The organism is Rickettsia endosymbiont of Lasioglossum villosulum (assembly GCF_964026455.1).
Lineage (GTDB): Bacteria > Pseudomonadota > Alphaproteobacteria > Rickettsiales > Rickettsiaceae > Rickettsia.
The window spans coordinates 1,140,639-1,165,530 of record NZ_OZ032152.1 but is presented as its reverse complement, the minus strand read 5'-3'; the positions used below and the strand labels follow the sequence as shown (position 1 = coordinate 1,165,530).

Here is a 24,892-nt window from a genome sequence, read left to right as displayed (position 1 = left end):
GATCAAGGAATGAGCATGACGTTTCCAATCAATGCAATGGCACATAATTATAGGAGGATAAATTCATAATTTCTAATTTTTCACGATTACAAAATATATATAGTATTTTATTTATATTATTTATTTCGCTCCCTGGTGGTTTAATTTATTTACTTACCGGTTCGACGCTTTCTTTTTGGCTTCGAGAATCCGGTTTTGATAAAATTACCATCGGTCTTTTTAGTCTGGTTAACTTCATTCACATATTTAAATTTCTATGGAGACCGCTACTTGAAAAAATAAGCTTTATACCCTCAAATAGTCGTGGATATAAATATTGTTTAATCTTTTCACTGCTTAGCTGTATTTGTTGCGTATATATTCTAACTGGCTTTAATCTCACTACTAATTTTATATCTTTCTCTTTGTGTTTGATAATTCTGGCATTTTTTTCCTCTATTTATGACATGCTTTTACAATCTTCCCAAATGCTACTTATTAATAATAAAAATTGGGGAATAAGTGAGGCAGCTTGCACTAGTGGGTTCAGAATCGGCATACTCATATCAGGTTCTGGTGCATTATATTTATCAACTATCATATCTTGGCAAGAAGTTTATCGTGTAATGGCGATTTTATGTGTACCATCATTATTACTAATTATTTTCTATCCGCTAAAGTTTAAAGAAAAAATAGCCGTTAATGATTTTGATAGATTTTGGCACGCTTTTTATGATTTTATCAAAAAACCTAAATGGCTAATAATTGTTGGCTTTATGCTTCTATATCGCTTGCAGGATAACTTTCTTTCGGTTATGCCAAATATGTTTTATCTTGATATCGGCTATACGAAAAAAGATTTAGCTCTTGGATATAAGGCTTTTGGTATGTGTGCTACTATAGCTGGAGGATTTATAGGTGGTTTTCTATCCGAAAATATGAATATGCTTATATCTTTAGAAGAGTATTAGTTTATCATGCTTTATCTAGTATAACTTTTTTATTGCTCTATTCTTATAGTCAAACTATTACAACTCTTTATATAGCAGTGTTTCTTCAGGAATTTACCAAAGGGTTAACTATGTCGCCGTTTTTTTCTTACCAATTAAGATGTTGTAGCTCTAAATATTGCATAACGCAGTTCGCCTTGATTACTTCTATTGCTTATATTAGCACTGTATTGTTTGGTAGTATTTCCGGTTACGCCGCTACTTATTTAGGTTGGGGATACTTTTTTGCTATTGCAGGCTTCTGCTTTATACCGGCATATATTCTAATCAGATATTTACCTAGAGTATAACTTTGTTAAAAATTCTTTTTTTGCTTTTCTACTAGGGTATAAAGTTTTAAGGAAAATAGTACCGTCATCTTCTTTTACATAAGGTACTACATATACTTGATCAGTTATTCTAACATAGAAAATTTTTTGTCCCTTATATTTAGCTTGATTATAATGTAATCTAATTCCTAACAGGTTACCGTCATTAAGTGACTGAATTATCTCGTCAAAACCTATATTCCGCTCAAGTAATAATTTAGCATTTTTTTCATGATTATATCTAAATTTGGGCATAGTATTTTAGAGTTTAGTAGCGTCTGAGTGAATTAGCATGTTAAGATAAGTTTGATAAGGCAAGCCGTGCTTAGAAGCTTTGATTTTTATTGCTTCGATATCATGTTCTGCAACCCTAATAGTAATAGATCGCTTGTTATTAAGATGTGCCTTTGCAGCTTTTCGAAGCAAAGCTATTTCATTTTTATCATCAAATTTTTGATGCTTTTCAAAATTATCTTCAATATCTTGTTCGTAAGAATCTAATTTACTGCTCATATATTTACCCTACTTATATATATTATCATTTTATATTATGTAAATACTTTGTCAATACTTAAAATTTATTGCTCACATATTATATTGTAAAAATAGCCCTAGTAAGTTATAATAACAAGCAAATTTATTAAAGTAATTTTACTATGTTTATTCAAACTGAAGATACCCCAAATCCTGATGCGATAAAGTTTTTTCCTGGACAGGAAATAAGTACTCAGCCTATATTTTTTAGTGAGCGTGCTGAAGTAAAAGGAAAAAGCAAACTTGCAGAATCGCTATTTAATATCAATAATGTTAAATCAATATTTTTTGGTAGTGATTTTATAACTGTTACTAAAGAAGCTGAAAGTGATTGGCAAGTGATAAAGCCAGAAGTTTTAATGGTTATTATGGATCATTTCGTTGCGGGCTTTCCAGTATTTGAAGAAAGTGCTAAAGTAGATGATGTAAACCTTGAGGGGTTTTCAGACATAGAGAAGCAAATTATCGAGATTATTGAGACAAGAGTTCGTCCCTCTGTTGCACAAGATGGGGGTGATATAATTTATAAAGGTTTTGAAAATGGTGTAGTAAAGTTAGCATTACGTGGTGCATGTCTTGGCTGCCCTAGCTCTACTATTACCTTAAAAAACGGTATTGAATCGATGCTGAAACATTTCGTACCGGAAGTTATAGAAGTTGAAGCTGTTGAAGAGGAGTAAATTTCTTTTCTTTGAAGAATCGTATTTATACGATTCTTCAAAGAAACTTTAAAATAATGAATATTCAAGGTGGAAAGCGGTTCCCACCTTGAATATAAATTTAGTTTTATCTATTCTTCTTTTGCGTTATTAATTGTATCATCTTGACTCCAAATAACGTACTGTAACTTAACATCTTTTGGAGCATAAACTACGATAGGTAATTTGCTGTTATACCTTATAAATGCTTTATCACCCAAATATACATTTACAGGCTGCATAGTTGCTTTTACACACCCGGGCATCCCATTAATGTAGTAATAGGATGGTCACCAACTTGATCTATTACGTAATAATTATATCCCCATCCATCTAAAGTTTTTTCCTCTAGCTTACCGCCAAACCTCATATTATTACAATCTTTCATTGCCTCTTTTGTAGCTTGTAATTTTACTTTTAAATTTTCCTCATTAGACTTGTTAGGTAAATGAATTACATAACGTTTTTGATCGCTGAGAGGTTCAGGGTAGGGTACAATATCCTTTAGTGATCTATTATTATCGGCTAATAAATTAATGCTGAAAAAACATAATATAAAGAATAGTGCAATTTTATTTGTCATGGTTAGTACCTCAATCTATGATGTCAAAAGTATGCTGATAAATTTCATTAATTGGGAGACCTATAGCATTAATATCAAATTTAAGTGACGGTTCAACTTTACTGCTTGCATTATGAATTCTAAAATTAATACTGAAACCCCGATTAAACACTATAGTTTTAGAATAAATTCCTCCATTTTTAGTATTTATAGTATTAATACAACTAGGATAGTTAGTTTTTTTAGTGCTAAGGGTATTATTAAAATTATATGCTTGAATAATAGTTTTATTTGAGTTGTAAGATATTATTTTATAAAAATCATATCGTCCTATTAAATAAGATACTAAATCTTTACAAACATTTCTAGTTTTTTCTTCATTAATAGAGCAAAGCCTTATGATCTCATTAGACCAAGCGTTAAGTATAGGCCAATAATATTTGTCAACCTTATCAGGTAAATCTTCCCATAAAGCAGTCTTATTTGAAAAAGTTCTAATTTGCCTTAAATCTTCAAACAACGGCTTTATAATTTTCCAATATTCAGTACTACATCCATTATCATCAAGACCCCATCTTTTTACAAAGTCAATTGAACCAGAAAGTCTAGAATGCTTTAATGCTTGATGGTTTGTTTTACAAGATATTCCTATAGTAATATTTTTAGCTTTAATCAGAATATCTCTAACATCTCCTTTTGCTCCCGCTGAACCATTATTAAATTCAATTATTCCACCATATTCAATTGTTAAAGACTTTGTTTCTTTTTTATAATGTGATCAATAGATATTTGAGCTGCTTTGATAAACTCTAATTGTTTTTTAAAGCTAATGGAATTATAAGCTTTTTGAGCGACATTTGAAGCAGTATCATTTTTAATTGTAAATCCTGTTAATTTAGATATTTCAGATATAACTGCCCATTCAAAGGCTAATCCATTATTAGTTTGTATTGACATCAATTATATATAATTATTTAAAGTAAATAATTATATTACAAAGATAATACAAAAATACAACTCAAAGTTTAATCGTTTCTAATAGTAACTAAATCTTTTTTTATTGCTTTAGCTATATGATATGCAAGTTCAACCGGAACAGCATTGCCTATCATCTTATAACCATCTTTAATATTAGTATAAATAAATTTATAATCATCAGGGAATGTTTGGATTCTTGCACATTCACGTATGGTCAAACGACGATATTTATGTTCTTGTCCTTTAACAAATTCTCGTTTTTCTTGACCGGCAATTTTAATCATTTTTGGTGCTTGTGGATGAAAAGGAATATGTCTATAAGTAGCAAGAATTGTAAAAGATTGCTCGTCCCAATTTCTAATACGGTTTCTTGACATAAAAATAGGAGAGTAACCTAGTTCTAAAAATTCATGATTATCTATTGTATTAACCGCTCCAATTTCTAAATGAGCTAAATCACCTATAGCTTGATCTAACGTAATTTTAGTTTTTAGAGTTTCGGGAAATTGAAATTTTTTATTTAATGATTGATGATAACCAACAATAAAAACTCGTTCCCGATCTTGTGGTACTCCATAATCACTTGCTTTTAATAATTTCCAGCTTATTTCATACCCTTCTTTTTGGAACATTTCTATTATATTCATAAAAGATTTTATATTTCTTGAATGAATTATGCCGTGAACATTTTCTGCCACAAAGAATTTAGGTCTTGTATGACGGATGACTATAATTTGTTCATGAAATAACATGCCTCTGGGATCTTGTAATCCACGTTTTGCTCCTGCTTCTGACCATGATTGACAAGGTGGACCACCGATCACTCCTGTGATTTTATTAGGTATTTCTTGGTTTGGTACATTTAAAATAGAACGTTTGTCAAGTTGAGTATCAGGAAAATAGTTTTGATAAGACGGAGTAATAGTTTTATCATATTCATTTGCCCAAATAGTTTTAAAGCCTATATCCATCCCACCCGCACCTGCAAATAATGAAATTAATGTAAAATTAGATGTACCTTTCATTCCAATTAGTTTTAGTTTTAATCCCTTTTCTTTCTTAGGAAAGCTGGTATATCGTGAATGTCAGATTCTTTAGTCTCTTCATCGGACATACCAACTACAACATTTTTTCGTTCCGGGATTTGATTATTATTCTGTGTTCGCAGAGATCCCCACATCCTTACAAAGAAAGATGATTTAGGAGTTTCTCCAACATCATTAGTAAGACTTACCCTTGGTTCCATATCATCGTTGGTTGGATTAGGATTTTGGTCTAGAGAGTCAGCAATTTCTGCTTCGTCGTTACTATAGCTGTTAAAATTAGGAATTTCTTCAATATGAACAGGTTGATCTCCTTGAGTAGATTGAGCTCTAAGTTTTGTATCCTCATCTTCTTCGGTAGATAAATCGGTAGCACTAGAATTAACAGGTTTATAAAGTGGTATTTTATCTGCATCAATGCCTGTTGCAACAACTGAAACTCTAATAATCCCTTTTAGCTCAGGATTAAATGTTGAACCAAAAATAATATTAGCATCTTTATTATTTACTTCTTCTCTAATTCTATTAGCAGCGTTATCGACTTCAAATAAAGTCATATCTGGTCCGCCTGTAATATTAATTAATACACCTCTAGCACCGCACATTGAACTATGATCAAGTAATGGATTAGAGATTGCAGATTCTGCTGCTTTAGTAGCTCTATCTTCACCACTAGCCTCGCCTGTACCCATCATAGCTTTGCCCATTTCACTCATAACAGCTTTAATATCAGCAAAGTCAAGGTTGATAAGACCTGGCATAATCATTAAATCCGTGACACCTCTGACCCCTGCGTGCAGTACATCATCTGCCATTTTAAAAGCATCAGCAAAAGTAGTTTGCTCGTTGGCAATACGAAATAAGTTTTGATTTGGTATCACGATTAAAGTATCAACAAATTGTTGTAAATCTATAATTCCTTTATCGGCAGTTTTCATACGATGCCCGCCCTCAAAATGAAAAGGCTTAGTTACTACTCCAACTGTTAAAATTCCAAGTTCCTTAGCAATTCGTGCAATAACTGGTGCAGAGCCAGTACCAGTACCGCCGCCCATACCTGCCGTAATAAACACCATGTTACTATTTTCTAGATAATTGCGAATTTCGTTTTCTGATTCTTGTGCAGCTGCTGCTCCAACTTCAGGGGCAGCTCCAGCACCAAGACCTCTAGTTGTGGAGACGCCCAGCTGTATTTTGTTTTCACAGCGAGAATATTCTAATGATTGTGCATCAGTATTAGCTACTACAAAATTAGCTCCTTGTAGGTTAGCACCAATCATATTATTTACTGCATTACTACCTGCACCCCCAACGCCAAAAACTGTAATACGCGGTTTTAATATTATATTTTCTGGTGCTTTTATGTTTATTAAAGCCATGATAATCGTTTATTTATATTATTATGATTTAAGTATAATAGAAGATTTAGAAATTTCCATAATCTTTTAAGAAAATTTATGAATGCTACCAGTCAAGATTAGTTTTTGCAGCAAGTTCTATCGCTTGTTCTATAGTAAAATCTTGACCTAAAGGAAAAACAGCATAAGGATTTTCTATATTTCCGTTAAATCCTAGTTCTCCTAAAACTAAAGCTGATGCATCACAAGAAAAATCACTAGCCTCACCTTTTACGCTATTCGCAGCATCGTTAAGGGCGAGATTTGTAGGCCATTGATACCATATTGTAGTATGTGGGTTATATAATTCTTTAACACCTGAAACGCCATATTTTTCAATTTGCTTAGCTATTTTCAAGGCATTTTCGTCTTGTGCTTCAATTTTGGGCTTAAGTGTTTCGAGAGTATTGCTTGCTCTTTCAAGTGGATGCTTGTGATATTCATTAAATGTATCAACTACTTTATTGTGCAAATCACATATTGCTTCATAATCTTTCTTGACCTTATCATTTTCATCAAAACGCTTAATATTTATATCAATCCATCTATCAGGTCCGGTAACTACTATTTCATTCTTAAAATTTAATGTGATATTTTTTGTGTTATAAGCTATATCTGCTAATTTAGCGGAGATTTTTGGTAAATCCAGAAAGTTATATACACCATGGTACAATGTAACATGGCATTTATTATGTTTATGCTCAAGACCTTGCGGTCCTAGTTGTTTAGCAAGTTTTGTATTTATATCTGTAAATTTTTGTGCTACTTCAGAGCTTGGTAAGATAGCTATCGCATATTCAACATAAGGATCTGTCATTAATTAACTCCATATAACATTATATCTTTAATGTAATAGGTTTTATTTAGATTAGCAACTTTTGTTTGAAATGTTTAATGGTGGAACACCATTATGATGTTATTGTGTGGATCGAAAGTCGTCTTCAATTTAGCGTTGTTGTATGGCTTGAAAAATACCCACTATGTCATTCCAGAGTGAGTCTTGCTTGCGTGGATACCAAATCGTCTGAGCTACGCGACTGCAAGGAGCGTGACAATCCAGAAAAAATAATAAAAAATGTTATAAAGTTAGCATTTTTTTACTTCCTTGCTTCGTCAATTACTTCGTAATTTCCTCGCAATGACGACTCTCGATCCACGCAACAATGCCTGCCGTGGCTTGGGAACTAGGTCCAGAAAAATAACTAAAAATATCAATATTATTGATATTTTTAACTGGATCCCGTGAATAAATCACGGGATGACAGGGCTGTAATGCCGACTCTCGATCCATAAAAAAGATAACCATTATTGTAGTATATTCTGAGTTTTTTTAATTCATCTTCTACTTTCGTCTCTAAGTTCTTTTATAGTATATAGTGCTAGTGTTTTATCTTTATTAAATTCCATTATTTGTTCAACTATATCTTCTGTTTTTATTTTGGGTTTTTTAGTTATTGGTGAAAGTACAGCAACCGGTGTATTATGCTTACAAATAGTAATTTGTTCTCTTCCTTTTATATTTCTAGTAAATGAAAAGTTAATAGACGAAGTTTTATTTGAAAAAGAGCTAGGAGTCTGTAGACTGAGGAACGGAGTGTACAAAAGTACATGAGTACCGAAAGGGCTACAAAGACGACTCAGCCAATTTTTCAAATAAAACGAGTATACACGTTGTATTAGATTAGAAAAATGTGTTTTTGCTTCTAACAGATTAATTTGATTAGATAAATTTTGCTTCATATAAGTGATATTATAAATAGACTAGCTTATACTAGCCTATTTATGATACCTTGTAAAGAGAAATTAATGTTGTTTATACAACCTAAGATTGTCTAACCATTTTTTCAGGTACTACTATTTTGTTAAATTCTTCTTCCGATAAAAGATTAAGTTTTTTTGCGGCTTCTTTTAAAGTAATTTCGTGCTTATGAGCTTCTTTAGCAATTTTGGCGGCATTATCATAGCCAATATGCGGATTAAGAGCGGTGACAAGCATTAAAGATTTATCACGTAAATCGTTAATACGGGTTATATTAGGCTCTATCCCGTCCACACAGTGAGTGACAAAGCTATTTGCGGCATCCGATAGTAGCTCGATAGATTGCAAAATATTATATATTATTACTGGTTTAAAGACGTTAAGTTCAAGATGTCCGTTTGAGCCGGCAATAGTAACTGTAACATGATTTCCCATAACTTGAGTGCAAACCATTGTTAAAGCTTCGACTTGTGTAGGGTTTACCTTACCTGGCATAATTGAAGAACCAGGCTCATTTTCTGGTAAATGCAACTCACCAAGACCACATCTTGGACCTGATCCGAGCAATCTTATATCATTGGCTATTTTCATCAAACTAACGGCTATAGTATTAAGAGTGCCAGAAAATTCTACAAGTGCATCATGGCTAGCCAAGCTTTCAAATTTATTAGGTGCTGTTTTAAAAGGTTGTTTTGTAAATTCTGCTACTTTTTCAGCAAATTTTATATCGAATCCTTTACGTGAATTGATGCCTGTTCCAACTGCTGTTCCTCCTTGGGCAAGTAGATAAACTTTTTTTAATGCGTCTTCTATTCTTTCTAAAGCATATTCTATTTGTGTAATATATCCGGAAAATTCTTGCTTAAGTGTTAGAGGAGTTGCGTCTTGTAAATGGGTGCGTCCAATTTTTATAATGCTGTCCCAATCTTTCGATTTATCTTGTAAAGCTGTGAGTAAATTATTTAAAGCCGGTATTAGCTTTTCTTTAGTTGCAAGCACGGTTGCTATATGCATAGCCGTTGGGAATGAATCATTTGATGATTGTCCTTTATTGACATGATCATTAGGATGTACAGGAGATTTACCACCTTTCATGCCGGTTAACTCCTCATTTGCAATAGAGGCGATTACCTCATTCATATTCATATTTGTTTGCGTTCCAGAGCCTGTTTGCCAAACTACTAAAGGAAAATTATTGCTAAATTCACCATTCAAAATTCTGCTTGCAGCTTTATCTATACTTTCAGCTATTTTAGGTTCTAGATCACCAAATTCGAGGTTAACTTTTGCAGCACATTTTTTTAATATAGCAAGGGAGCGGATTAGAATTTCTGGCATTTTTTGTTTGCCTATTTTGAAATTTTCTAATGATCTTTGTGTTTGTGCTCCCCAATAAAATTTGTCTTCTATTTGAATTTCCCCAAAAGAGTCGCTTTCTGTTCTATAGTTTGTCATAAATCGTTAAATGTTATATAATTATTTATTTTATTCATAAAATGATCACTGATGGCATTTAAATCTAATTGCTCGGATAATTTAGCAAAACTATAGTATAATTTGTCTTTAATGGAAGCTTTTTTTAAATTTTTGGCAATAAAACCGATTGTGTTTTCTATCATGATTAAAACTATAAAATTTTTGCCAATTTTCGTCATGTGCTTGTTCGGGTGATTGAGGGTAATCTGTATGTAACGGTTTAGCAATTACTGCTTTGCCTTGATATACTTCAAATAGTGTATCACTAATTAATTTTTCATGTTTTAAATTATTAATTACTTTGTCGAGAAAATTACTTAGAACAATATTTGTAATTTCTCTTTCTTTATACTCATCTAAGAATATATTAAGTTGCTTTTCAAAGCTCTTAATAATTTGTTTGTTTTGTAATATATTTTGTGACATAACGCTACCGATTAGAACTAAATTAATAATAGTAACGTGATAGAATAAATCTTATCTAATACTGAAAAAATAAAGAACAATGATAACGCAAATAGTAGTTTACGTTATCATTTTAATAAACATATATTTAAGTAGACTAAATATTTATAAGGAAGTAAATAAAAAACAATATTTGATTTGTTAAAAATATTTCAACTTTGTTAATGATCCCATAGTGAGTGAAAAATTATAGAAGCGGCATTTGATACATTAAGGCTTTCTACTTTATCAGAAATAGGAATTTTGGCTAAATGATCACAATTTTCTTGAACCAATCTTCGCATGCCTTTATCTTCCGAGCCGAATATTAAAGCTATTTTATCTGAAATTAATTTATCGGTAAAATAATCATTGGCTTCCCCAGTTAGCCCTATAACCCAAAAACCATGTTTTTTTAGGTAATTTATACAAGAGTTTAGATTGGTTACTTTAATAATTTTTATTAATTCTAAAGTTCCACAAGCTGCTTTAGCTATAGTGCCATTTTCATTAGGTGAATTATCTAGTGGTAAGATTATAGCATCTATATTAAAAGCTGCTGCACTTCGAATAATTGCCCCAATATTTTGTGGATCAGTTATTTGATCAAGAATTGCAATCTTACATTTTGGATTTTTTATGTTGATATCTTCTATATTATAGGAAAAAATTGGCTTAACTTTAGCAGCTATTCCTTGATGGGTTTGGTTTTCTAACAATTTAGATAAAACATCATTATTAACAATTTTATAAGGCTTGGAGCTTATTAATTTTTTATTTGTATCAAAGATCATTTGAGTGCATAAAATATCCTCAATTTGACGTTTTGGATTGTTAAGAGCTGAAAATACAGGATGTTTGCCATAAATATAGTAGTAATTTTTAGAATCCAGCTTTTTATTTTGCATGTTATTGAAAACCTTTGGTAATTTGTTCTTGACAGAAACTACTATTTATTATAGAAAGTTACAACTAAATAAATGTGCAAGCTGCTATTTGTTTATTTGATGATTCGGCGAGAAGTTTTATTAAGTCCTAATACTAATTTATATTGTCTTTTAAAGTGAATTAGTCTATTTAATACAGTAAAGTTCTTTAGGAGGGGTGGTCGAGTGGTCAATGGCAGCAGACTGTAAATCTGCCCGCGTAAGCGTTCGAAGGTTCGAATCCTTCTCCCTCCACCACTTGAATGGTTCAGGGAAGCATATCATTTTTTAAACTTATCATTTTATATTATAAATTATATTTAAAAATAAAATATAATCGTGTATAATTGTAAGTCTGAATAAAATTGGTGTTAGTTGCGGGTGTAGCTCAATGGTAGAGTTCCAGCCTTCCAAGCTGGCTGTGTGGGTTCGATTCCCATCACCCGCTCCATTAAATATAGTGGTGACAAATAAATTTAGCAAAAAACGCACTTTAAATTAACTTGTATTAAACTTAAAAAATTGTAAGAGAGTAAAAATATGGCAAAAGCAAAGTTTGAAAGAACCAAACCGCATGTTAATATCGGTACTATCGGTCACGTGGATCATGGGAAAACTTCTTTGACAGCAGCAATAACAATGGTGCTTGGAAAAGATAATAAAGATATCAAAGTTAAAAAATATGATGAAATTGATGCCGCTCCTGAGGAAAAGGAAAGAGGTATAACAATATCAACTGCTCACGTAGAATATGAGACTAAGAGTAGGCACTATGCACACGTAGACTGCCCAGGACATGCTGACTATGTAAAGAACATGATCACAGGTGCTGCTCAAATGGACGGTGCTATACTAGTTGTTTCTGCTGCTGATGGTCCAATGCCACAAACTAGAGAACATATATTATTAGCAAAGCAAGTTGGCGTACCTAAAATGGTAGTGTTCTTAAACAAAGTTGATATGGTTGATGATCCTGATCTACTAGAATTAGTGGAAATGGAAGTAAGAGAATTATTATCAAAATATGATTTCCCTGGTGATGAGATACCAATAATTAGAGGTTCTGCTCTTCAAGCTTTAGAAGGAAAGCCTGAAGGTGAGAAAGCTATTCATGAATTAATGGATGCAGTAGATAGTTATATACCACAACCTACTAGAGAAACTGAAAAGCCTTTCTTAATGCCTATCGAGGATGTGTTCTCTATTTCAGGAAGAGGAACAGTTGTAACAGGTAGAATTGAAGCTGGTAAAGTTAAAGTGGGTGAAGCTGTTGAAATAGTTGGAATAAAAGCAACTCAAACTTCTACATGTACCGGTGTTGAAATGTTTAGAAAGCTTCTTGATAGTGGTGAGGCTGGGGATAATGTTGGTATATTATTACGTGGTATAGATAGAGAAGCTGTACAAAGAGGACAAGTTCTTGCAAAACCTGGTAGTATAACACCTCACGATGAATTTGAAGCTGAAGTATACGTGCTTAGTAAAGATGAAGGTGGACGTCATACTCCATTTACCAATAACTATCGTCCACAATTCTATTTTAGAACAACAGACGTTACAGGTACAATAGAATTACCGGCTGATAAACAAATGGTTATGCCTGGTGATAATGCTACTTTCAAAGTTAAGTTAATTTCTCCTATTGCTATGCAGCAAGGTTTAAAATTCTCGATTCGTGAAGGTGGTAGAACAGTAGGTGCTGGTGTAGTTTCTAAAGTAATTAATTAGTCTATTTTATAAATACCTATTATTTTTTAATAATAGGTATTTATGTTTTAAGATGTAAAAACATCTTGCTGTTTATAATTAAGGTTTGTTAAATGAAAAATAAAATCAAAATTCGTTTAAAGTCATTTGATCATCGTAGTCTTGATCAGGCTACTAAAGAGATAGTTAGTGCTGTTAAAAGAACATTTGCTAATATTAGTGGTCCTATTCCTTTACCTAGAAAAATTCAAAGATTTACCGTAAATAGATCTCCCCACGTCCATATAAAATCAAGGGAGCAATACGAAATTAGAACACAAAAAAGATTATTGGTTATAGATGATCCAAATCCAGCAGTTGTTGACGCTTTAAGTAAAGTTGATTTAACAGCAGGTGTTGATGTAGTGATTGAATTAGAGAGTGGGGAGTAATGAGAACCGGAATAATTGCTCAAAAAGTTGGGATGACTAGTGTTTTTAATAATAATGGGAAGAGAGTTCCATTAACACTAGTGAAAGTTGATGATTGCCAAGTAGTAGGACATAAAATTGCTGAAAAACATGGTTATAATGCTTTAGTTATAGGAATAAAAGATAAAAAAATATCTAGAGTAACTAAGCCTATGAAGCAAGTTTTTGCTAATGCTAAAGTGTCTCCTAAAACTAAATTAAAAGAATTTAGAATCTCTGAAGATAACTTTATCGATATAGCAGCAAGTTTAGAAGTAGATCATTTTACGGCAGGACAATTTATAGATGTAACAGCTACTACTATAGGTAAAGGATTTGCTGGTAGTATGAAGAGACATAATTTTAGAGGGCTTGAAGCTTCTCACGGTGTTTCAATATCACATCGTTCACACGGTTCTACTGGTCAAAGACAAGATCCAGGAAAAGTCTTTAAAGGTAAAAAAATGGCTGGACATATGGGGTGTAGTCAAGTTACTATCCAAAATTTAAAAATATTTGCAATCGATAAAGAGCAAGGGCTTATTATGATTCAGGGAAGTATACCGGGACATAAAGGTTCATATATTTCAATAAAAGATGCAATAAAAAAGATTTCAATAACTGCATAAAAATAACTATTTGTATAAAAGATTTTATATAAGACTGTATAGGTTGAAAAAAAATGAAAACTAAAATGTTAAATCTTGCTAATGAAGAAGTTGGTGAGATTAGTTTAAACGAAGATATATTTGCTGTAGAGTTTATTAGGGATGATATAATAAAGCAAGTTGTTGATTGGCAACGAGCTAAAGCAATGTCTGGTACACATAAAACTAAAACTGTATCAGAAGTATCCGGTACTACAAAAAAACCTTTTAAGCAAAAAGGTACAGGGAATGCAAGACAAGGTTCTTTAAGATCTGTACAGATGCGTGGAGGTGGTGTAATTCATGGTCCTGTAGTACGTAGCCATGCAACTAAATTACCTAAAAAAGTACGAAAACTTGGTTTAATTCATGCTTTATCCGAAAAATTTTCTGAAGGAAAATTACTAGTCATAGATTCTTTAAAATTAGAAACGCCTAAAACCTCTAATCTTGTTAATATATTAAATAAGTTTCAAGGTAAAAGCTTCTTTGTAATAGATGGCAATGAAGTGGATGTTAATTTTTCTTTAGCAGCACAAAATATTTATAATACAGTAGTTGTTCCGCAAATAGGTGCAAATGTCTATGACATAATAAGACACGAATATGTATTGTTATCACAAGAAGCAGTGAATGTTTTAGAAGAGAGGTTAAAATGAGTTCTTATAAATATTACGATTTAATTAGAAGACCTGTTATTACAGAAAAAACTACGCTTCTTTCAGAACAAAATAAATACACTTTTTATGTAGATAAACTTGCTGAGAAGCTTGTCGTTAAAAAAGCCATAGAAGAAATATTTAAAGTAAAAGTAAAAAAAGTAAATATCTTAAATGTCAAAGGTAAGAAAAAGAGATTTAAGGGAGTTATCGGACGTCAAGTTGATAGAAAAAAAGCTGTGGTAACATTAGAAAAAGATCATAATATTGATTTTGCCGGAGGAATTAAATAAATGGCTTTAAAAAGTTTTAATCCAATTACCCCTTCTTTGAGAGAGTTAGTTCAAGTTGATAGAACTAGTTTATGGAAAGGTAGACCTTTTAAGGCTCTAACTAAAGGGATATCTAAAACAGGTGGAAGAAATAATCAGGGTAGAATCACTTCTTGGCAAAGAGGTGGAGGTCATAAAAGACTATATCGTGTTATTGACTTTAAAAGAAATAAATTAGATATTTCTGCTATAGTTGAAAGAATAGAATATGATCCTAACAGAACTGCTTTTATTGCTTTAATTAAATATGAAGATGGTGAGCATGCTTATATTCTAGCTCCACAAAAATTAGTAGTAGGAGATAAGATAATATCAAGCAAAGATGCAGATATAAAAATTGGTAATTGTTTGCCTTTAAGATATATCCCTATCGGTACTACTTTACATAATGTTGAAATGAAAGTTGGTAAAGGTAGTCAAATTGCAAGATCAGCAGGTACGTCGGTAGATTTAGTAGGTAAAGATTCAGGATATGCACAAATTAAATTAAAGTCAGGTGAATTTAGATTAGTACCTTTAGATTGTATGGCTACGATAGGTACAGTATCTAATCCTGATCAAAAAAATATTAACTTAGGTAAAGCTGGTAGAAATAGATGGCTTGGTTGGAGACCTCATGTAAGAGGTGTGGCAATGAACCCTGTAGATCACCCGCATGGTGGTGGTGAGGGTAAAACCTCTGGTGGGCGTCATCCAGTTACTCCTTGGGGATTCCCGACGAAAGGTAAAAAGACGCGTAAAAATAAGCGTACTTCTAAGTTTATTATAAAGAAAAGAAAATAAATTTTTAAATTAATTAGGTATTAATTATGGCACGTTCGGTGTGGAAAGGGCCTTTCGTAGATGGTTATTTAATAAAAAAAGTTCAAAAATTAATGGAATCTGGTAAGTCAGAAATGATTAAAACCTGGTCTAGAAGATCAACCATTTTGCCTATTTTTGTTGGTTTTACGTTTTCTGTTCACAATGGAAATAAATTTATTCCAGTTTCTGTAAATGAAGAAATGGTTGGTAGAAAACTAGGGGAATTCTCTCCTACTAGAACATTTCATGGGCATGGATCAGATAAAAAAGTTAAAAGAAAATAAAATCATATGGTACAGGAAAACAAAAATTTTGCCACGGCAAAAGCTAAATCAATTAGAGTTAGTCCAAGGAAATTAAACTTAGTTGCAGCTTTCATTAGAAACATGAAAGTTTCTGAAGCATTAGTGCAATTAACTTTTTCGCCAAAAAGAATTTCAAAAGTTGTAAAAGCTTGTCTGCAATCTGCTGTAGCAAATGCTGAAAATAATCTAGGTTTAGATATAGATAGATTAGTTATAACTAACGCAACAGTAGGCAAGGCTTTAGTAATGAAAAGAGTTATGCCAAGAGCAAAAGGAAGAGCTACTAGAATAAATAAGTTTTTTAGTAATCTTTATATAACTGTTACAGAAAAAGAGGATAATTAAGATGGGGCAGAAAGTTTGTGCACATGGTTTTAGGGTTGGACCGACTTTAATTAAAGGTTGGGATTCTGTATTTTATGCAGAAAAGCAGTATAAAACTCTTTTTATACAAGATTTAAAGATTAGAGAATTAGTTAATAAAAGTTTTACTCAAGCTCAAGTTAGCAGAATTTTAATTGAACGCCCTTCTAACAAAAGTATTATTATCAATATTAATGCAAAAAAACCGAATATAATTATCGGTAAAAACGGTAGTGAAATTGATAAGCTAAAAAAAGCCATTGAAAAAATGACTTCTTTAAGTGAAGTTTATATAAATATTCATGAAGTTAGAAAGTTTAATATAGATGCAGCTATAGTAGCTCAGACAATAGCATCGCAGCTTGAAAAAAGAGTATCCTTTAGAAAAGCAATGAAGACAGCAATTCAAGCTTCATTTAAACAAGGTGGACAAGGCATAAGAGTTAGTTGCTCAGGACGTCTTGGTGGAGCTGAGATTGCTAGAACAGAATGGTATATAGAAGGGAGAATGCCATTGCATACTTTAAGAGCAGATATTGATTATTCGACTGCAGAAGCTATAACTACTTATGGGGTTATAGGAGTTAAAGTTTGGATTTACAAAGGCGAGTATACCGAAAATAAAAGATATAATTAATTTTTAAGTATTAAAATGTTAGCTCCAAAAAAACAAAAATTTAGAAAAGCTCATAAAGGTAGAGTTGTTTCAAAATCAAAAGCAGGTACAACACTTGCCTTTGGATCATTTGGTTTAAAATCTATAGATGGTTGGCGTGTTACTGCTAGACAAATAGAAGCAGGAAGAAAAGCGGCTACTAGATGTATGAAACGTCAAGGAAGATTATGGATACGAATCTTTCCTGATCTTCCGGTTTCTAAGAAGCCTGCTGAAGTAAGAATGGGTAAAGGTAAAGGAAATCCTGAATTTTTTGCAGTAAGGGTATCACCTGGAAGAATTATGTTTGAAATTGAAGGGGTTGAGGAAGATGTTGCAGTTAAAGCTTTAGAGCTTGCAAGTGCAAAATTACCTGTTAGAACAAGGATAGTGAGGCGTTATGAATGATTTAAAATCATTAAGAAGTGAATTAACAAGTAAAACAATTGAAGATCTTTTTAAGCATCTTAATCTTTTAAAAAAAGAACTATTTAATTTAAGATTTCAGCAAACTTTGGGTGAATTAAAAAATACTAGTAGGTTTTCATTAGTTAAAAAGTCTATAGCACGTATTAAAACTGAATTAACAAAAAGATCTAGTAGTGGAGAGTAATTAAAATGCCTAAAAGAGTCCTACAAGGAGTAGTTATAAGTTCAAAAGCTGATAAAACAGTTACAGTAAAAGTAGAAAGAAGATTTAAGCATCCTATTTATAAAAAATTTATAAAAGTATCTAAAAAATACGCAGCTCATGATCCAAATAACAAGTTTCAAGAAGGCGATAAAGTTAATATAATTGAAAGTCGTCCTATTTCAAAAACTAAAATATGGGTAGTAATAAATGAAGAGTAAAGGTTTTATCCTTTGACTTTATTGGGAAAATTGTTTATTTTGTCTTTCGTGAATAAAATTGGAAGTGATATATGATTCAAATGCAAAGCATTTTGGAAGTGGCAGATAATTCCGGTGCCAAAAAAGTTATGTGTATTAAAGTTCTAGGTGGCTCCCATCATATGGTAGCAAAGCTAGGCGATGTTATAGTTGTATCTATTAAGGAAGCTATACCTGGTGGTAAAGTAAAAAAAGGTGACGTTTATAAAGGCGTTATTGTCCGCACAAAAACAGGGGTTGTAAGAGCTGACGGTAGTACAATAAAGTTTGACAAAAACGCATTAGTGCTTTTAAACAAACAAGATGAGCCTATAGGTACTAGGGTTTTTGGTCCTGTGACAAGAGAACTTAGAGCAAAAAAATATGTTAGAATTATGTCGCTCGCAGAGGAAGTGTTATAAATGATAAAATTAAAAGTAAAAAAGGGTAATGAAGTTATTATTATTACTGGAAAATACAAAGGGAAAAAAGGAAAAATATTAAAGGTTTTTCCTGAGCAAAATAAAATAGTTGTTTCAGGAATAAATTTAGTTAAAAAACATACTAAACCTACCCAAGTAAGCGAAGGCGGCATAATAACTAAAGAATTACCTATAGATATTTCAAATGTTGCACATGTTGATCCTAAAACTGGTAATCCTACTAAGGTAGCTTTTAAATTTTTAGAAGATGGTTCTAAAGTTAGAATAGCAAAAAAATCCGGAGAAATTATTGGTAAGGAAGGCAAATAATGTTAAGATTTAAAGAACTATATCAAAAGGAAATTATTAGCAATTTGCAAAAGGAATTTTCTTATAAAAATAAACATGAAATTCCAGCTATTGAAAAAATTGTTATAAATATGGGTGTAGGGGAAGCAATAGCTGATTCAAAAGTGATTGATAAAGCAGTAAATGATTTAACTTTAATCTCTGGTCAAAAACCTTTTGTAACTTCAGCAAGAAAATCTATTGCAACATTTAAGTTACGTGATGGTATGAAAATAGGTTGCAAAGTTACTTTACGTAAAGATAGAATGTATGATTTCTTAGAAAGGTTAGTAATTGTTGCATTACCTCGTGTTAAAGAGTTTCGTGGTTTTTCTTACAAAAGTTTTGATGGTAAAGGTAATTTTACTTTTGGACTAAAAGAACAGATAGTTTTTCCTGAGATTAATTACGATAAAATTGACACTATAAGAGGAATGGATATTACAATCGTTACATCTGCTAAAACAGATAAAGAAGGTAAATCCTTGTTATCAGGATTCAATTTACCTTTTTATAATTAAGTTTAAGGTATATAATGGCAAAAGTAAGTTCTATAAAGAAGAATGAAAAAAGAAAAAAATTATCACAAAGCTTACATAATAAGCGTGAGAAATTAAAAAATAAAATTTACGATAAGAATATTTCATTAGAAGAGCGTTTTTCTTTGGTAATGTCATTAGCACAATTATCTAGAAATTCATCAGTCACTAGAATTAGAAATAGATGTGAGCTTACAGGTAGACCAAGAGGGGTTATAAGAAAATTTGGCATATCAAGAAATAAACTCAGAGAATTAAGTAGCAGAGGTTTAGTTCCAGGGATAATTAAGTCAAGTTGGTAAAAATAATAGGTGAATAAATATGTCAATGACAGATAATGTAGCAGATATGTTAACTAGAATTAGAAATGCTTATAAAAGCAAACTAATAAATGTTTCTTTTCCTAGTTCTAAAATTAAAACTTCAATTTTAGAAGTGCTACAAAAAGAAGGTTATATAAAAAATTATACAAGTACTCCAAAAGATAACATTAGCTATACTGAGGTAACCTTAAAATATTCTGCTAATGGTGATGCTTCTATATGCGAGATTCATAGAGTGTCAAAGCCAGGAAAAAGGGTGTATTCTGCAATTAAGGACTTAAAAGGATACTATAATAATATGGGAATATATATTCTATCTACTCCTTATGGTGTTATGTCTGATAGAGAAGCTCATATTAAAAATGTTGGCGGTGAAGTAATTTGTAAAGTATTTTAAGGTAAAAAAATGTCACGCGTTGGAAAGTTACCGATTATTATACCTGAAGGTGTAAAAGTCGGGTTAAATGATTTAGAAGTAAAAATATCAGGACCTAAAGGTGAGTTATCAAAAAGCTTTAAAGGTAGCATAGGAATTTCATTAGCAGAAAATAAGCTTTTAGTAAAGCCATTATCTTCAAGATCTTCAAGTAAAAGTGCACGTGCTATGTGGGGTACAGCTAGAAGCATAATATCAAATATGGTTACCGGAGTTAAAGAAGGCTTTAAGTTAAAGCTTGAAATTAATGGCGTAGGGTATAGGGCAATGATGAAAGGTAAGTATTTAAATCTAATGCTTGCTAAAAGTCATAATACAAAAATTGAAATACCTTCACATATTAAAGTTGAAGTACCTAAGCAGAATATAATTATTCTTGAGGGTACAGATAAAGAAAAATTAGGGCAATTTGCTTCAATTATTATAAAACAAAGACCACCTGAACCTTATAAAGGAAAAGGAATTAAATTTGAAGATCAATTTATACCACGCAAAGAAGGTAAGAAAAATTAATTTAAGAGTTAAATATGCGTAGTGCTAAGCTAAAATTTGAAAAGAGAAGAAGTAGAATAAGACATAAAATAGCTAAAACAGCTAATAGAGCTAGATTGTCAATATTTAAATCAGGTAGACATATTTATGCACAGATTATTGATGATACTAAATCAGTAACAATTGCTTCTGCTTCAACTTTAGACGAAAAGATTAAAAAAATAAAAAAATCTCATTGTAATGTTGAAAATGCTACAAAAATAGGTGAATTAATAGCTGAGAAAGCTGTATCTTGTGGTGTAGAAGAGGTAGTATTTGATAGAAGTGGATATAAGTATCATGGTGTTGTAAAAGCTCTTGCTGATGCTGCTAGAAAAAAAATAAGATTTTAGTTTAAGGTTTAAAATATGTCTAAAGTTAGAAAAAACGAAGAAGCTTTAAGTGAAGTTTTAGTTGATGTAAATAGAGTTACAAAAGTAGTAAAAGGTGGTAGAAGATTTGCTTTTTCTGCTTATGTAGTAGTCGGTGATAAAGCTGGAAGAGTTGGAGCAGGTCACGGTAAAGCAAAAGAAGTAAATGAAGCAAGAGAAAAAGCAAAACAAGCTGCTAAAAAGAAAATGATGAAAGTATCTTTATATCAAAATAGAACAATTCATCACGATGTTATAGGCAGAAGTGGAGCAGCTAAGGTGGTCTTAAGAAGAGCTAAAGCAGGTACAGGCGTTATAGCAGGGGGGTCTATGAGAGCAATTTTTGATTCTTTAGGTGTTCATGATATTGTTGCTAAGTCGATAGGCTCAACAAATGTTTATACAATGATAGCTGCAACGTTTGATGCATTAAAAAAACTTTCGTCCCCAAAATCTATTGCTGCAAGAAGAGATAAAAAAATGAATGAAATTTTTATAAAATCTTCTGATATCCAAGTTAATGAATAATATTTTAAGGTAAGATGTATACGCTATGAATAATAAAAATTTAATTAATGATGTAAAAGTTACTCAAGTTAAAAGCAGTATAGGTCGTAAATATGATCAAAAATTAACATTAATTGGGCTTGGTTTAAATAAAATTAATAAATCTGTTGTTCTTAAAAATACTGATTCAGTTCAAGGTATGCTCAAAAAAGTAGGGCATTTATTAAAAATAGAAAATGTGTAATTAGAGTTTTTCAATGAAATTAAATGAATTATATAATAATATAGGTGCTAAAAAAAATAAGAAAAGAGTAGCACGTGGTATTGGTAGTGGAAAAGGAAAAACTGCTGGAAGAGGTGTTAAAGGTCAAAAATCTAGAGCAGGTGTTGCAATAAAAGGCTTTGAAGGTGGTCAAACTCCAATGATTAAGAGGCTGCCTAAGAGGGGCTTTAATTGTATCTCATCTAAAAAATATAATATTATTAATATTTATAATATTGAAGCAGCAATAGCAGAAGAGCGTTTAAATGCTAATGATGTTATTAATAAGGAAAAATTAATAGAAATTGGTTTAATTAATAAAAGTAATAAAAAGTTAGTAAAATTGTTATCTATTTGCAGTGATGATTTCAATTATCCTTTATCGTTTAAATTAGATTCTTATTCTTCTAAAGCTAAAGAAATAGTTGAAAAAGCAGGCGGAAAATTATTATAATTTATGAACCAAAATTTCTCTAAAAAATCTAGCAATGATTTAATTAATCGTATTATTTTTACTATTTTTGTTCTTATAATATGCAGATTTGGTTCGTTTATACCTATTGCAGGTATAGATGCTATTGCTTTAGGTAGTATTGCTGAAAAAAATCAGTCAGGGATACTTGGTATGTTTAATATGCTGTCAGGTGGTTCACTAGGCAGAATGTCCATTTTTGCTTTAGCGATTATGCCATATATAACAGCATCAATAATTATCCAGCTAATGTCTGTAGCATATAAGCCTTTAGAAAATTTGAAAAAAGAAGGAGAAGTGGGTAAAAGGAAAATAAATCAATTATCTAGATATTTAACAGTCTTGCTTGCTTCACTTCAAGCTTATGGTGTTGCAGTAAGTTTAGAGTCAATTGTAACAAATACTGGACCTGTAGTAATTATACCAGGGCTTTTCTTTAAAATTACAACAGTAATTACTTTAGTGGTAGGTACGATGCTACTAATGTGGTTAGGTGAACAAATTACACAACGTGGTATAGGTAATGGTACATCTTTAATTATATTTATAGGTATAATTTCCGGTGTGCCTAGTGCTATTATTAGTATGTTTGAACTATCAAGAAAAGGTGCATTATCACCTTTAGTTGCAATTGCTGTTTGTGCAGGAGTAGTTGTATTAATATCTGTAATAATTTTCTTTGAGAAAGCACAAAGAAAATTATTGGTTCAGTATCCTAAAAGGCAAGTAGGAAATAAAATTTATGGTGGTGATTCAACATATATGCCACTTAAGTTAAATACTTCTGGGGTAATTCCTCCGATATTCGCTAGTTCAATTTTATTATTCCCGGCTACACTGGCTAATTTTTCAAGTAGTAATTCTGAAATAATGAATATGCTTACTTATTATTTGGGTCACGGGAAGCCTATATATATATTATTGTATGTAGCATTGATAATGTTTTTTAGCTTTTTTTATACCGCAATAGTATTTAATTCTGAAGAAACTGCTAATAATTTAAGAAAATACGGTGCTTATATTCCTGGTAAAAGACCAGGAAAAAATACATCTGAATATTTTGATTATATACTTACTAGGCTTACGGTTGTAGGTGGTATATATCTAAGTATAATATGTATAATACCTGAGTTATTAATGAATAAATATGTTATTTCTCTTTCTTTAGGTGGTACAAGTTTTTTAATTGTAGTAAATGTAGTACTTGATACGTTGACTCAAATTCAAACTTACTTATTTAGTAGTAAATATGAAAGTTTAATGAAAAAAGTAAAATTAAAAATGAGTTAGAAGTGATAATAATTTTTTTAGGTCCTCCCGGTGCTGGAAAAGGAACTCAAGGAAAAAAAATAGCTGAAAAAATTCATTTACCACATATAGCAATTGGCGATATATTTAGATCAATTATTAAAACATCAAGTAAGGATGCTGAAGTAATTAATAGTTATGTTGAGCAAGGAAAGCTTATCCCTGATGAAATAGTTAATCATATAATTAAAAATTTTTTATCATCTTCTGATTATAAAAAAGGTTATATATTAGATGGATATCCTCGTAATTTAGAACAAGCTAAGTTTTTTGAATCATTTATTACAGAAAAAATAAAAGTAATATATTTAAATGTTTCAGATGAATTACTAATTAAAAGAATTTTAGGCAGATATAGTTGTAAAAATTGCGGAAAAATATATAATGATTATTTTTTAAAGCCTAAGATTGATAAAATATGTGATGTTTGTAAATCAAGCGTATTCGAATATAGAAAAGATGATAATGAAGAAGTAATAAAAGAAAGAATTAATATATTTAAGACTGAAACTTATCCATTAATACAGCATTATAAAAACAATGATGATTTTTATATGATTGATGGAAATAAAAATGAAGAGCAAATAGAAGATCATATAGAGAAAGTACTAAAAATAAATTGACTTTAGTAAAGATTTTTATATTATTTTCTAGTTACCAGTAAAATTTTGGAGAATATTTGTGGCAAGAATTGCGAGTGTTAACATTCCCGATAATAAACGTTTAGTAGTAAGCTTGACTTATATTTATGGTCTTGGGACTACTATGGCAAAAACAATTTGTAAAAAAGCAAAAATATTAGAAGATAAGAAAGTTAAAGATCTTACTGATCAAGAACTAATAAGCTTACGTAATATTATCGAAAATGAATATAAAGTTGAAGGTGATTTAAGAAGAGAAGTAACGCTTAATATTAAAAAGAAAAAAGATATTAGAAGTTATCAAGGGCTTAGACATATACGTAAGCTACCTGTAAGAGGTCAGAATACTCATTCTAATGCTAGAACTAGAAAAGGTAAAGCTGTTGCAATAGCCGGAAAGAAAAAAGCTGTAAAATAATAGTTAAAGTAGAGTATAAACATAATGAATCAGACGGTTAAAGCTAAAAAAAAGAAAAAAACTATCACACTAGGTGTGGTACATATTAGAGCATCGTTTAATAATACTATTGTAACATTTACTGATGTTCAGGGTAATGCAATATCTTCTGCATCAGCCGGAGCTAATGGGTTTAAGGGAGCAAAAAAAGCTACACCTTATGCAGCTCAGATAACAATTGATAAAGCAGCTGAAAAAGCAAAAGAATACGGTCTAAAAACTATTTCTATTAGAATTGGAGGACCTGGTGCTCAGCGTGAATCTGCAATGAGAGCTTTATTTGGGCAAAATTTTGTAGTTACATCAATTTTAGATGTATCATCAATTGCTCATAATGGAGTAAAAGCACCAAAAAGAAGAAGAGTATAAG

Annotated in this window: 37 protein-coding genes, 2 tRNA genes and 6 pseudogenes; 30 read left to right on the top strand and 15 right to left on the bottom strand. The window is 31.2% G+C overall.

Annotation, left to right across the window (positions count from 1 at the left end; all coding sequences use genetic code 11):
* The first annotated feature begins 65 nt into the window (after nt 1-65).
* Nucleotides 66-1,279 (top strand): annotated as a pseudogene (locus AAGD49_RS05790) (MFS transporter).
* Here the strand turns inward: AAGD49_RS05790 and AAGD49_RS05785 are convergent.
* Both AAGD49_RS05785 and AAGD49_RS05780 read right to left on the bottom strand, forming a co-directional pair.
* A complete protein-coding gene (locus AAGD49_RS05785; RefSeq protein WP_341788308.1) occupies nt 1,265-1,552 on the bottom strand; it encodes a hypothetical protein in 288 nt (95 codons plus the stop codon). The pseudogene AAGD49_RS05790 and the gene AAGD49_RS05785 overlap by 15 nt on opposite strands.
* 6 nt (nt 1,553-1,558) lie before the next feature.
* Complete coding sequence (locus AAGD49_RS05780) at nt 1,559-1,810, bottom strand: CopG family antitoxin (protein ID WP_016947847.1); 252 nt, start codon at nt 1,808-1,810, stop codon at nt 1,559-1,561.
* A gap of 143 nt (nt 1,811-1,953) precedes the next feature.
* Between AAGD49_RS05780 and AAGD49_RS05775 the strand changes: the two genes are divergently transcribed.
* A complete protein-coding gene (locus tag AAGD49_RS05775; RefSeq protein WP_341788307.1) occupies nt 1,954-2,511 on the top strand; it encodes a NifU family protein in 558 nt (185 codons plus the stop codon).
* Nucleotides 2,512-2,621: 110 nt separating this feature from the next.
* Here the strand turns inward: AAGD49_RS05775 and AAGD49_RS05770 are convergent, their stop codons facing one another.
* From AAGD49_RS05770 to rlmB, 13 genes and pseudogenes are all read right to left on the bottom strand, one after another.
* Entirely contained in the window at nt 2,622-2,795 is a 174-nt protein-coding gene (locus tag AAGD49_RS05770; RefSeq protein ID WP_341788306.1) for an ecotin family protein, read from the bottom strand.
* On the bottom strand, nt 2,780-3,112 hold the full coding sequence (locus AAGD49_RS05765; RefSeq protein ID WP_341788305.1) for an ecotin family protein: 333 nt from the start codon (nt 3,110-3,112) through the stop codon (nt 2,780-2,782). The genes AAGD49_RS05770 and AAGD49_RS05765 overlap by 16 nt, the downstream gene beginning before the upstream one ends.
* 10 nt (nt 3,113-3,122) lie before the next feature.
* Complete coding sequence (locus AAGD49_RS05760) at nt 3,123-3,764, bottom strand: HaeIII family restriction endonuclease (RefSeq protein WP_341789238.1); 642 nt, start codon at nt 3,762-3,764, stop codon at nt 3,123-3,125.
* 74 nt (nt 3,765-3,838) lie between these two features.
* A complete protein-coding gene (locus tag AAGD49_RS05755) occupies nt 3,839-4,048 on the bottom strand; it encodes a hypothetical protein (protein ID WP_341788304.1) in 210 nt (69 codons plus the stop codon).
* A 68-nt stretch (nt 4,049-4,116) separates the two neighbouring features.
* Nucleotides 4,117-5,094 carry a DNA cytosine methyltransferase gene (locus AAGD49_RS05750; protein ID WP_341788303.1) on the bottom strand — a complete coding sequence of 326 codons (978 nt, stop codon included), beginning with the start codon at nt 5,092-5,094 and terminating at the stop codon, nt 4,117-4,119.
* 17 nt (nt 5,095-5,111) lie between these two features.
* Nucleotides 5,112-5,255 (bottom strand): annotated as a pseudogene (locus AAGD49_RS07605) (cell division protein FtsZ); the annotation flags it as partial.
* A gap of 239 nt (nt 5,256-5,494) precedes the next feature.
* Nucleotides 5,495-6,491, bottom strand: a pseudogene (gene ftsZ, locus AAGD49_RS05745) (cell division protein FtsZ); the annotation flags it as partial.
* 85 nt (nt 6,492-6,576) lie between these two features.
* On the bottom strand, nt 6,577-7,326 hold the full coding sequence (locus tag AAGD49_RS05740; RefSeq protein WP_341788301.1) for a hypothetical protein: 750 nt from the start codon (nt 7,324-7,326) through the stop codon (nt 6,577-6,579).
* A gap of 518 nt (nt 7,327-7,844) precedes the next feature.
* Nucleotides 7,845-8,024, bottom strand: a pseudogene (locus AAGD49_RS05735) (type II toxin-antitoxin system Phd/YefM family antitoxin); the annotation flags it as partial.
* Between the two features lie 150 nt (nt 8,025-8,174).
* Nucleotides 8,175-8,249: pseudogene (locus AAGD49_RS05730) on the bottom strand (type II toxin-antitoxin system Phd/YefM family antitoxin); the annotation flags it as partial.
* An 82-nt stretch (nt 8,250-8,331) separates the two neighbouring features.
* Nucleotides 8,332-9,723, bottom strand: a complete 1,392-nt coding sequence (gene fumC / locus AAGD49_RS05725; protein WP_341788300.1) for a class II fumarate hydratase — start codon at nt 9,721-9,723, stop codon at nt 8,332-8,334.
* A pseudogene (locus tag AAGD49_RS05720) lies at nt 9,720-10,170 on the bottom strand (hypothetical protein). Before AAGD49_RS05720 ends, fumC begins: the two are co-directional and overlap by 4 nt.
* Before the next feature lie 200 nt (nt 10,171-10,370).
* Entirely contained in the window at nt 10,371-11,096 is a 726-nt protein-coding gene (gene rlmB, locus AAGD49_RS05715; protein WP_341788299.1) for a 23S rRNA (guanosine(2251)-2'-O)-methyltransferase RlmB, read from the bottom strand.
* 190 nt (nt 11,097-11,286) lie between these two features.
* Between rlmB and AAGD49_RS05710 the strand changes: the two genes are divergently transcribed.
* The 28 genes from AAGD49_RS05710 to rpsK all read left to right on the top strand — a co-directional run bounded on the left by AAGD49_RS05710 (nt 11,287) and on the right by rpsK (nt 24,891).
* Nucleotides 11,287-11,372 (top strand) — tRNA-Tyr (locus tag AAGD49_RS05710).
* A gap of 119 nt (nt 11,373-11,491) precedes the next feature.
* A tRNA-Gly gene (locus tag AAGD49_RS05705) sits at nt 11,492-11,565 on the top strand.
* An 89-nt stretch (nt 11,566-11,654) separates the two neighbouring features.
* Nucleotides 11,655-12,842: an elongation factor Tu gene (gene tuf, locus AAGD49_RS05700; protein WP_341788298.1), complete on the top strand. Its 1,188-nt coding sequence runs from the start codon at nt 11,655-11,657 to the stop codon at nt 12,840-12,842.
* 92 nt (nt 12,843-12,934) lie between these two features.
* On the top strand, nt 12,935-13,252 hold the full coding sequence (gene rpsJ, locus AAGD49_RS05695; RefSeq protein ID WP_341788297.1) for a 30S ribosomal protein S10: 318 nt from the start codon (nt 12,935-12,937) through the stop codon (nt 13,250-13,252).
* Nucleotides 13,252-13,899, top strand: coding sequence for a 50S ribosomal protein L3 (rplC, locus tag AAGD49_RS05690; RefSeq protein WP_011477721.1), 648 nt, complete (start codon nt 13,252-13,254; stop codon nt 13,897-13,899). Before rpsJ ends, rplC begins: the two co-directional genes overlap by 1 nt.
* A 53-nt stretch (nt 13,900-13,952) precedes the next feature.
* Entirely contained in the window at nt 13,953-14,576 is a 624-nt protein-coding gene (gene rplD, locus AAGD49_RS05685; RefSeq protein ID WP_341788296.1) for a 50S ribosomal protein L4, read from the top strand.
* Entirely contained in the window at nt 14,573-14,869 is a 297-nt protein-coding gene (gene rplW / locus AAGD49_RS05680) for a 50S ribosomal protein L23 (RefSeq protein ID WP_341788295.1), read from the top strand. The genes rplD and rplW overlap by 4 nt, the downstream gene beginning before the upstream one ends.
* On the top strand, nt 14,870-15,691 hold the full coding sequence (gene rplB, locus AAGD49_RS05675; protein WP_341788294.1) for a 50S ribosomal protein L2: 822 nt from the start codon (nt 14,870-14,872) through the stop codon (nt 15,689-15,691). It begins immediately after the preceding gene.
* Between the two features lie 26 nt (nt 15,692-15,717).
* Entirely contained in the window at nt 15,718-15,996 is a 279-nt protein-coding gene (gene rpsS, locus AAGD49_RS05670; protein ID WP_341788293.1) for a 30S ribosomal protein S19, read from the top strand.
* Between the two features lie 6 nt (nt 15,997-16,002).
* Nucleotides 16,003-16,362, top strand: coding sequence for a 50S ribosomal protein L22 (rplV, locus tag AAGD49_RS05665; RefSeq protein ID WP_011477716.1), 360 nt, complete (start codon nt 16,003-16,005; stop codon nt 16,360-16,362).
* Between the two features lies 1 nt (nt 16,363).
* Entirely contained in the window at nt 16,364-17,017 is a 654-nt protein-coding gene (gene rpsC, locus AAGD49_RS05660; RefSeq protein ID WP_011477715.1) for a 30S ribosomal protein S3, read from the top strand.
* 15 nt (nt 17,018-17,032) lie between these two features.
* Complete coding sequence (gene rplP / locus AAGD49_RS05655; RefSeq protein WP_341788292.1) at nt 17,033-17,443, top strand: 50S ribosomal protein L16; 411 nt, start codon at nt 17,033-17,035, stop codon at nt 17,441-17,443.
* On the top strand, nt 17,436-17,648 hold the full coding sequence (gene rpmC, locus AAGD49_RS05650; protein ID WP_341788291.1) for a 50S ribosomal protein L29: 213 nt from the start codon (nt 17,436-17,438) through the stop codon (nt 17,646-17,648). Before rplP ends, rpmC begins: the two co-directional genes overlap by 8 nt.
* A 5-nt stretch (nt 17,649-17,653) precedes the next feature.
* Entirely contained in the window at nt 17,654-17,887 is a 234-nt protein-coding gene (rpsQ, locus tag AAGD49_RS05645; RefSeq protein WP_341788290.1) for a 30S ribosomal protein S17, read from the top strand.
* A 71-nt stretch (nt 17,888-17,958) separates the two neighbouring features.
* Nucleotides 17,959-18,327, top strand: a complete 369-nt coding sequence (gene rplN, locus AAGD49_RS05640; protein ID WP_011477711.1) for a 50S ribosomal protein L14 — start codon at nt 17,959-17,961, stop codon at nt 18,325-18,327.
* The gene (gene rplX / locus AAGD49_RS05635) at nt 18,328-18,657 is read left to right on the top strand and encodes a 50S ribosomal protein L24 (RefSeq protein WP_341788289.1); all 330 of its coding nucleotides are present in this window, start codon (nt 18,328-18,330) and stop codon (nt 18,655-18,657) included.
* Nucleotides 18,657-19,196: a 50S ribosomal protein L5 gene (gene rplE / locus AAGD49_RS05630; protein WP_016948267.1), complete on the top strand. Its 540-nt coding sequence runs from the start codon at nt 18,657-18,659 to the stop codon at nt 19,194-19,196. The genes rplX and rplE overlap by 1 nt, the downstream gene beginning before the upstream one ends.
* Before the next feature lie 14 nt (nt 19,197-19,210).
* Nucleotides 19,211-19,516: a 30S ribosomal protein S14 gene (gene rpsN, locus AAGD49_RS05625; protein WP_341788288.1), complete on the top strand. Its 306-nt coding sequence runs from the start codon at nt 19,211-19,213 to the stop codon at nt 19,514-19,516.
* A 19-nt stretch (nt 19,517-19,535) separates the two neighbouring features.
* Nucleotides 19,536-19,934: a 30S ribosomal protein S8 gene (gene rpsH, locus AAGD49_RS05620; RefSeq protein ID WP_011477707.1), complete on the top strand. Its 399-nt coding sequence runs from the start codon at nt 19,536-19,538 to the stop codon at nt 19,932-19,934.
* Nucleotides 19,935-19,943: 9 nt separating this feature from the next.
* Nucleotides 19,944-20,486, top strand: coding sequence for a 50S ribosomal protein L6 (rplF, locus tag AAGD49_RS05615; protein WP_341788287.1), 543 nt, complete (start codon nt 19,944-19,946; stop codon nt 20,484-20,486).
* A 14-nt stretch (nt 20,487-20,500) separates the two neighbouring features.
* Nucleotides 20,501-20,857 carry a 50S ribosomal protein L18 gene (gene rplR, locus AAGD49_RS05610; RefSeq protein WP_341788286.1) on the top strand — a complete coding sequence of 119 codons (357 nt, stop codon included), beginning with the start codon at nt 20,501-20,503 and terminating at the stop codon, nt 20,855-20,857.
* A gap of 15 nt (nt 20,858-20,872) precedes the next feature.
* Entirely contained in the window at nt 20,873-21,403 is a 531-nt protein-coding gene (rpsE, locus tag AAGD49_RS05605; protein ID WP_011477704.1) for a 30S ribosomal protein S5, read from the top strand.
* A 25-nt stretch (nt 21,404-21,428) separates the two neighbouring features.
* Complete coding sequence (rpmD, locus tag AAGD49_RS05600; protein WP_341788285.1) at nt 21,429-21,626, top strand: 50S ribosomal protein L30; 198 nt, start codon at nt 21,429-21,431, stop codon at nt 21,624-21,626.
* A gap of 13 nt (nt 21,627-21,639) precedes the next feature.
* The gene (rplO, locus tag AAGD49_RS05595) at nt 21,640-22,098 is read left to right on the top strand and encodes a 50S ribosomal protein L15 (protein WP_341788284.1); all 459 of its coding nucleotides are present in this window, start codon (nt 21,640-21,642) and stop codon (nt 22,096-22,098) included.
* Nucleotides 22,099-22,101: 3 nt separating this feature from the next.
* A complete protein-coding gene (secY, locus tag AAGD49_RS05590; protein WP_341788283.1) occupies nt 22,102-23,406 on the top strand; it encodes a preprotein translocase subunit SecY in 1,305 nt (434 codons plus the stop codon).
* A 2-nt stretch (nt 23,407-23,408) separates the two neighbouring features.
* Nucleotides 23,409-24,047: an adenylate kinase gene (locus AAGD49_RS05585; RefSeq protein WP_341788282.1), complete on the top strand. Its 639-nt coding sequence runs from the start codon at nt 23,409-23,411 to the stop codon at nt 24,045-24,047.
* 58 nt (nt 24,048-24,105) lie between these two features.
* Nucleotides 24,106-24,483: a 30S ribosomal protein S13 gene (rpsM, locus tag AAGD49_RS05580; RefSeq protein ID WP_011477699.1), complete on the top strand. Its 378-nt coding sequence runs from the start codon at nt 24,106-24,108 to the stop codon at nt 24,481-24,483.
* 24 nt (nt 24,484-24,507) lie between these two features.
* A complete protein-coding gene (gene rpsK, locus AAGD49_RS05575) occupies nt 24,508-24,891 on the top strand; it encodes a 30S ribosomal protein S11 (protein WP_011477698.1) in 384 nt (127 codons plus the stop codon).
* Nucleotide 24,892 lies beyond the last annotated feature (1 nt).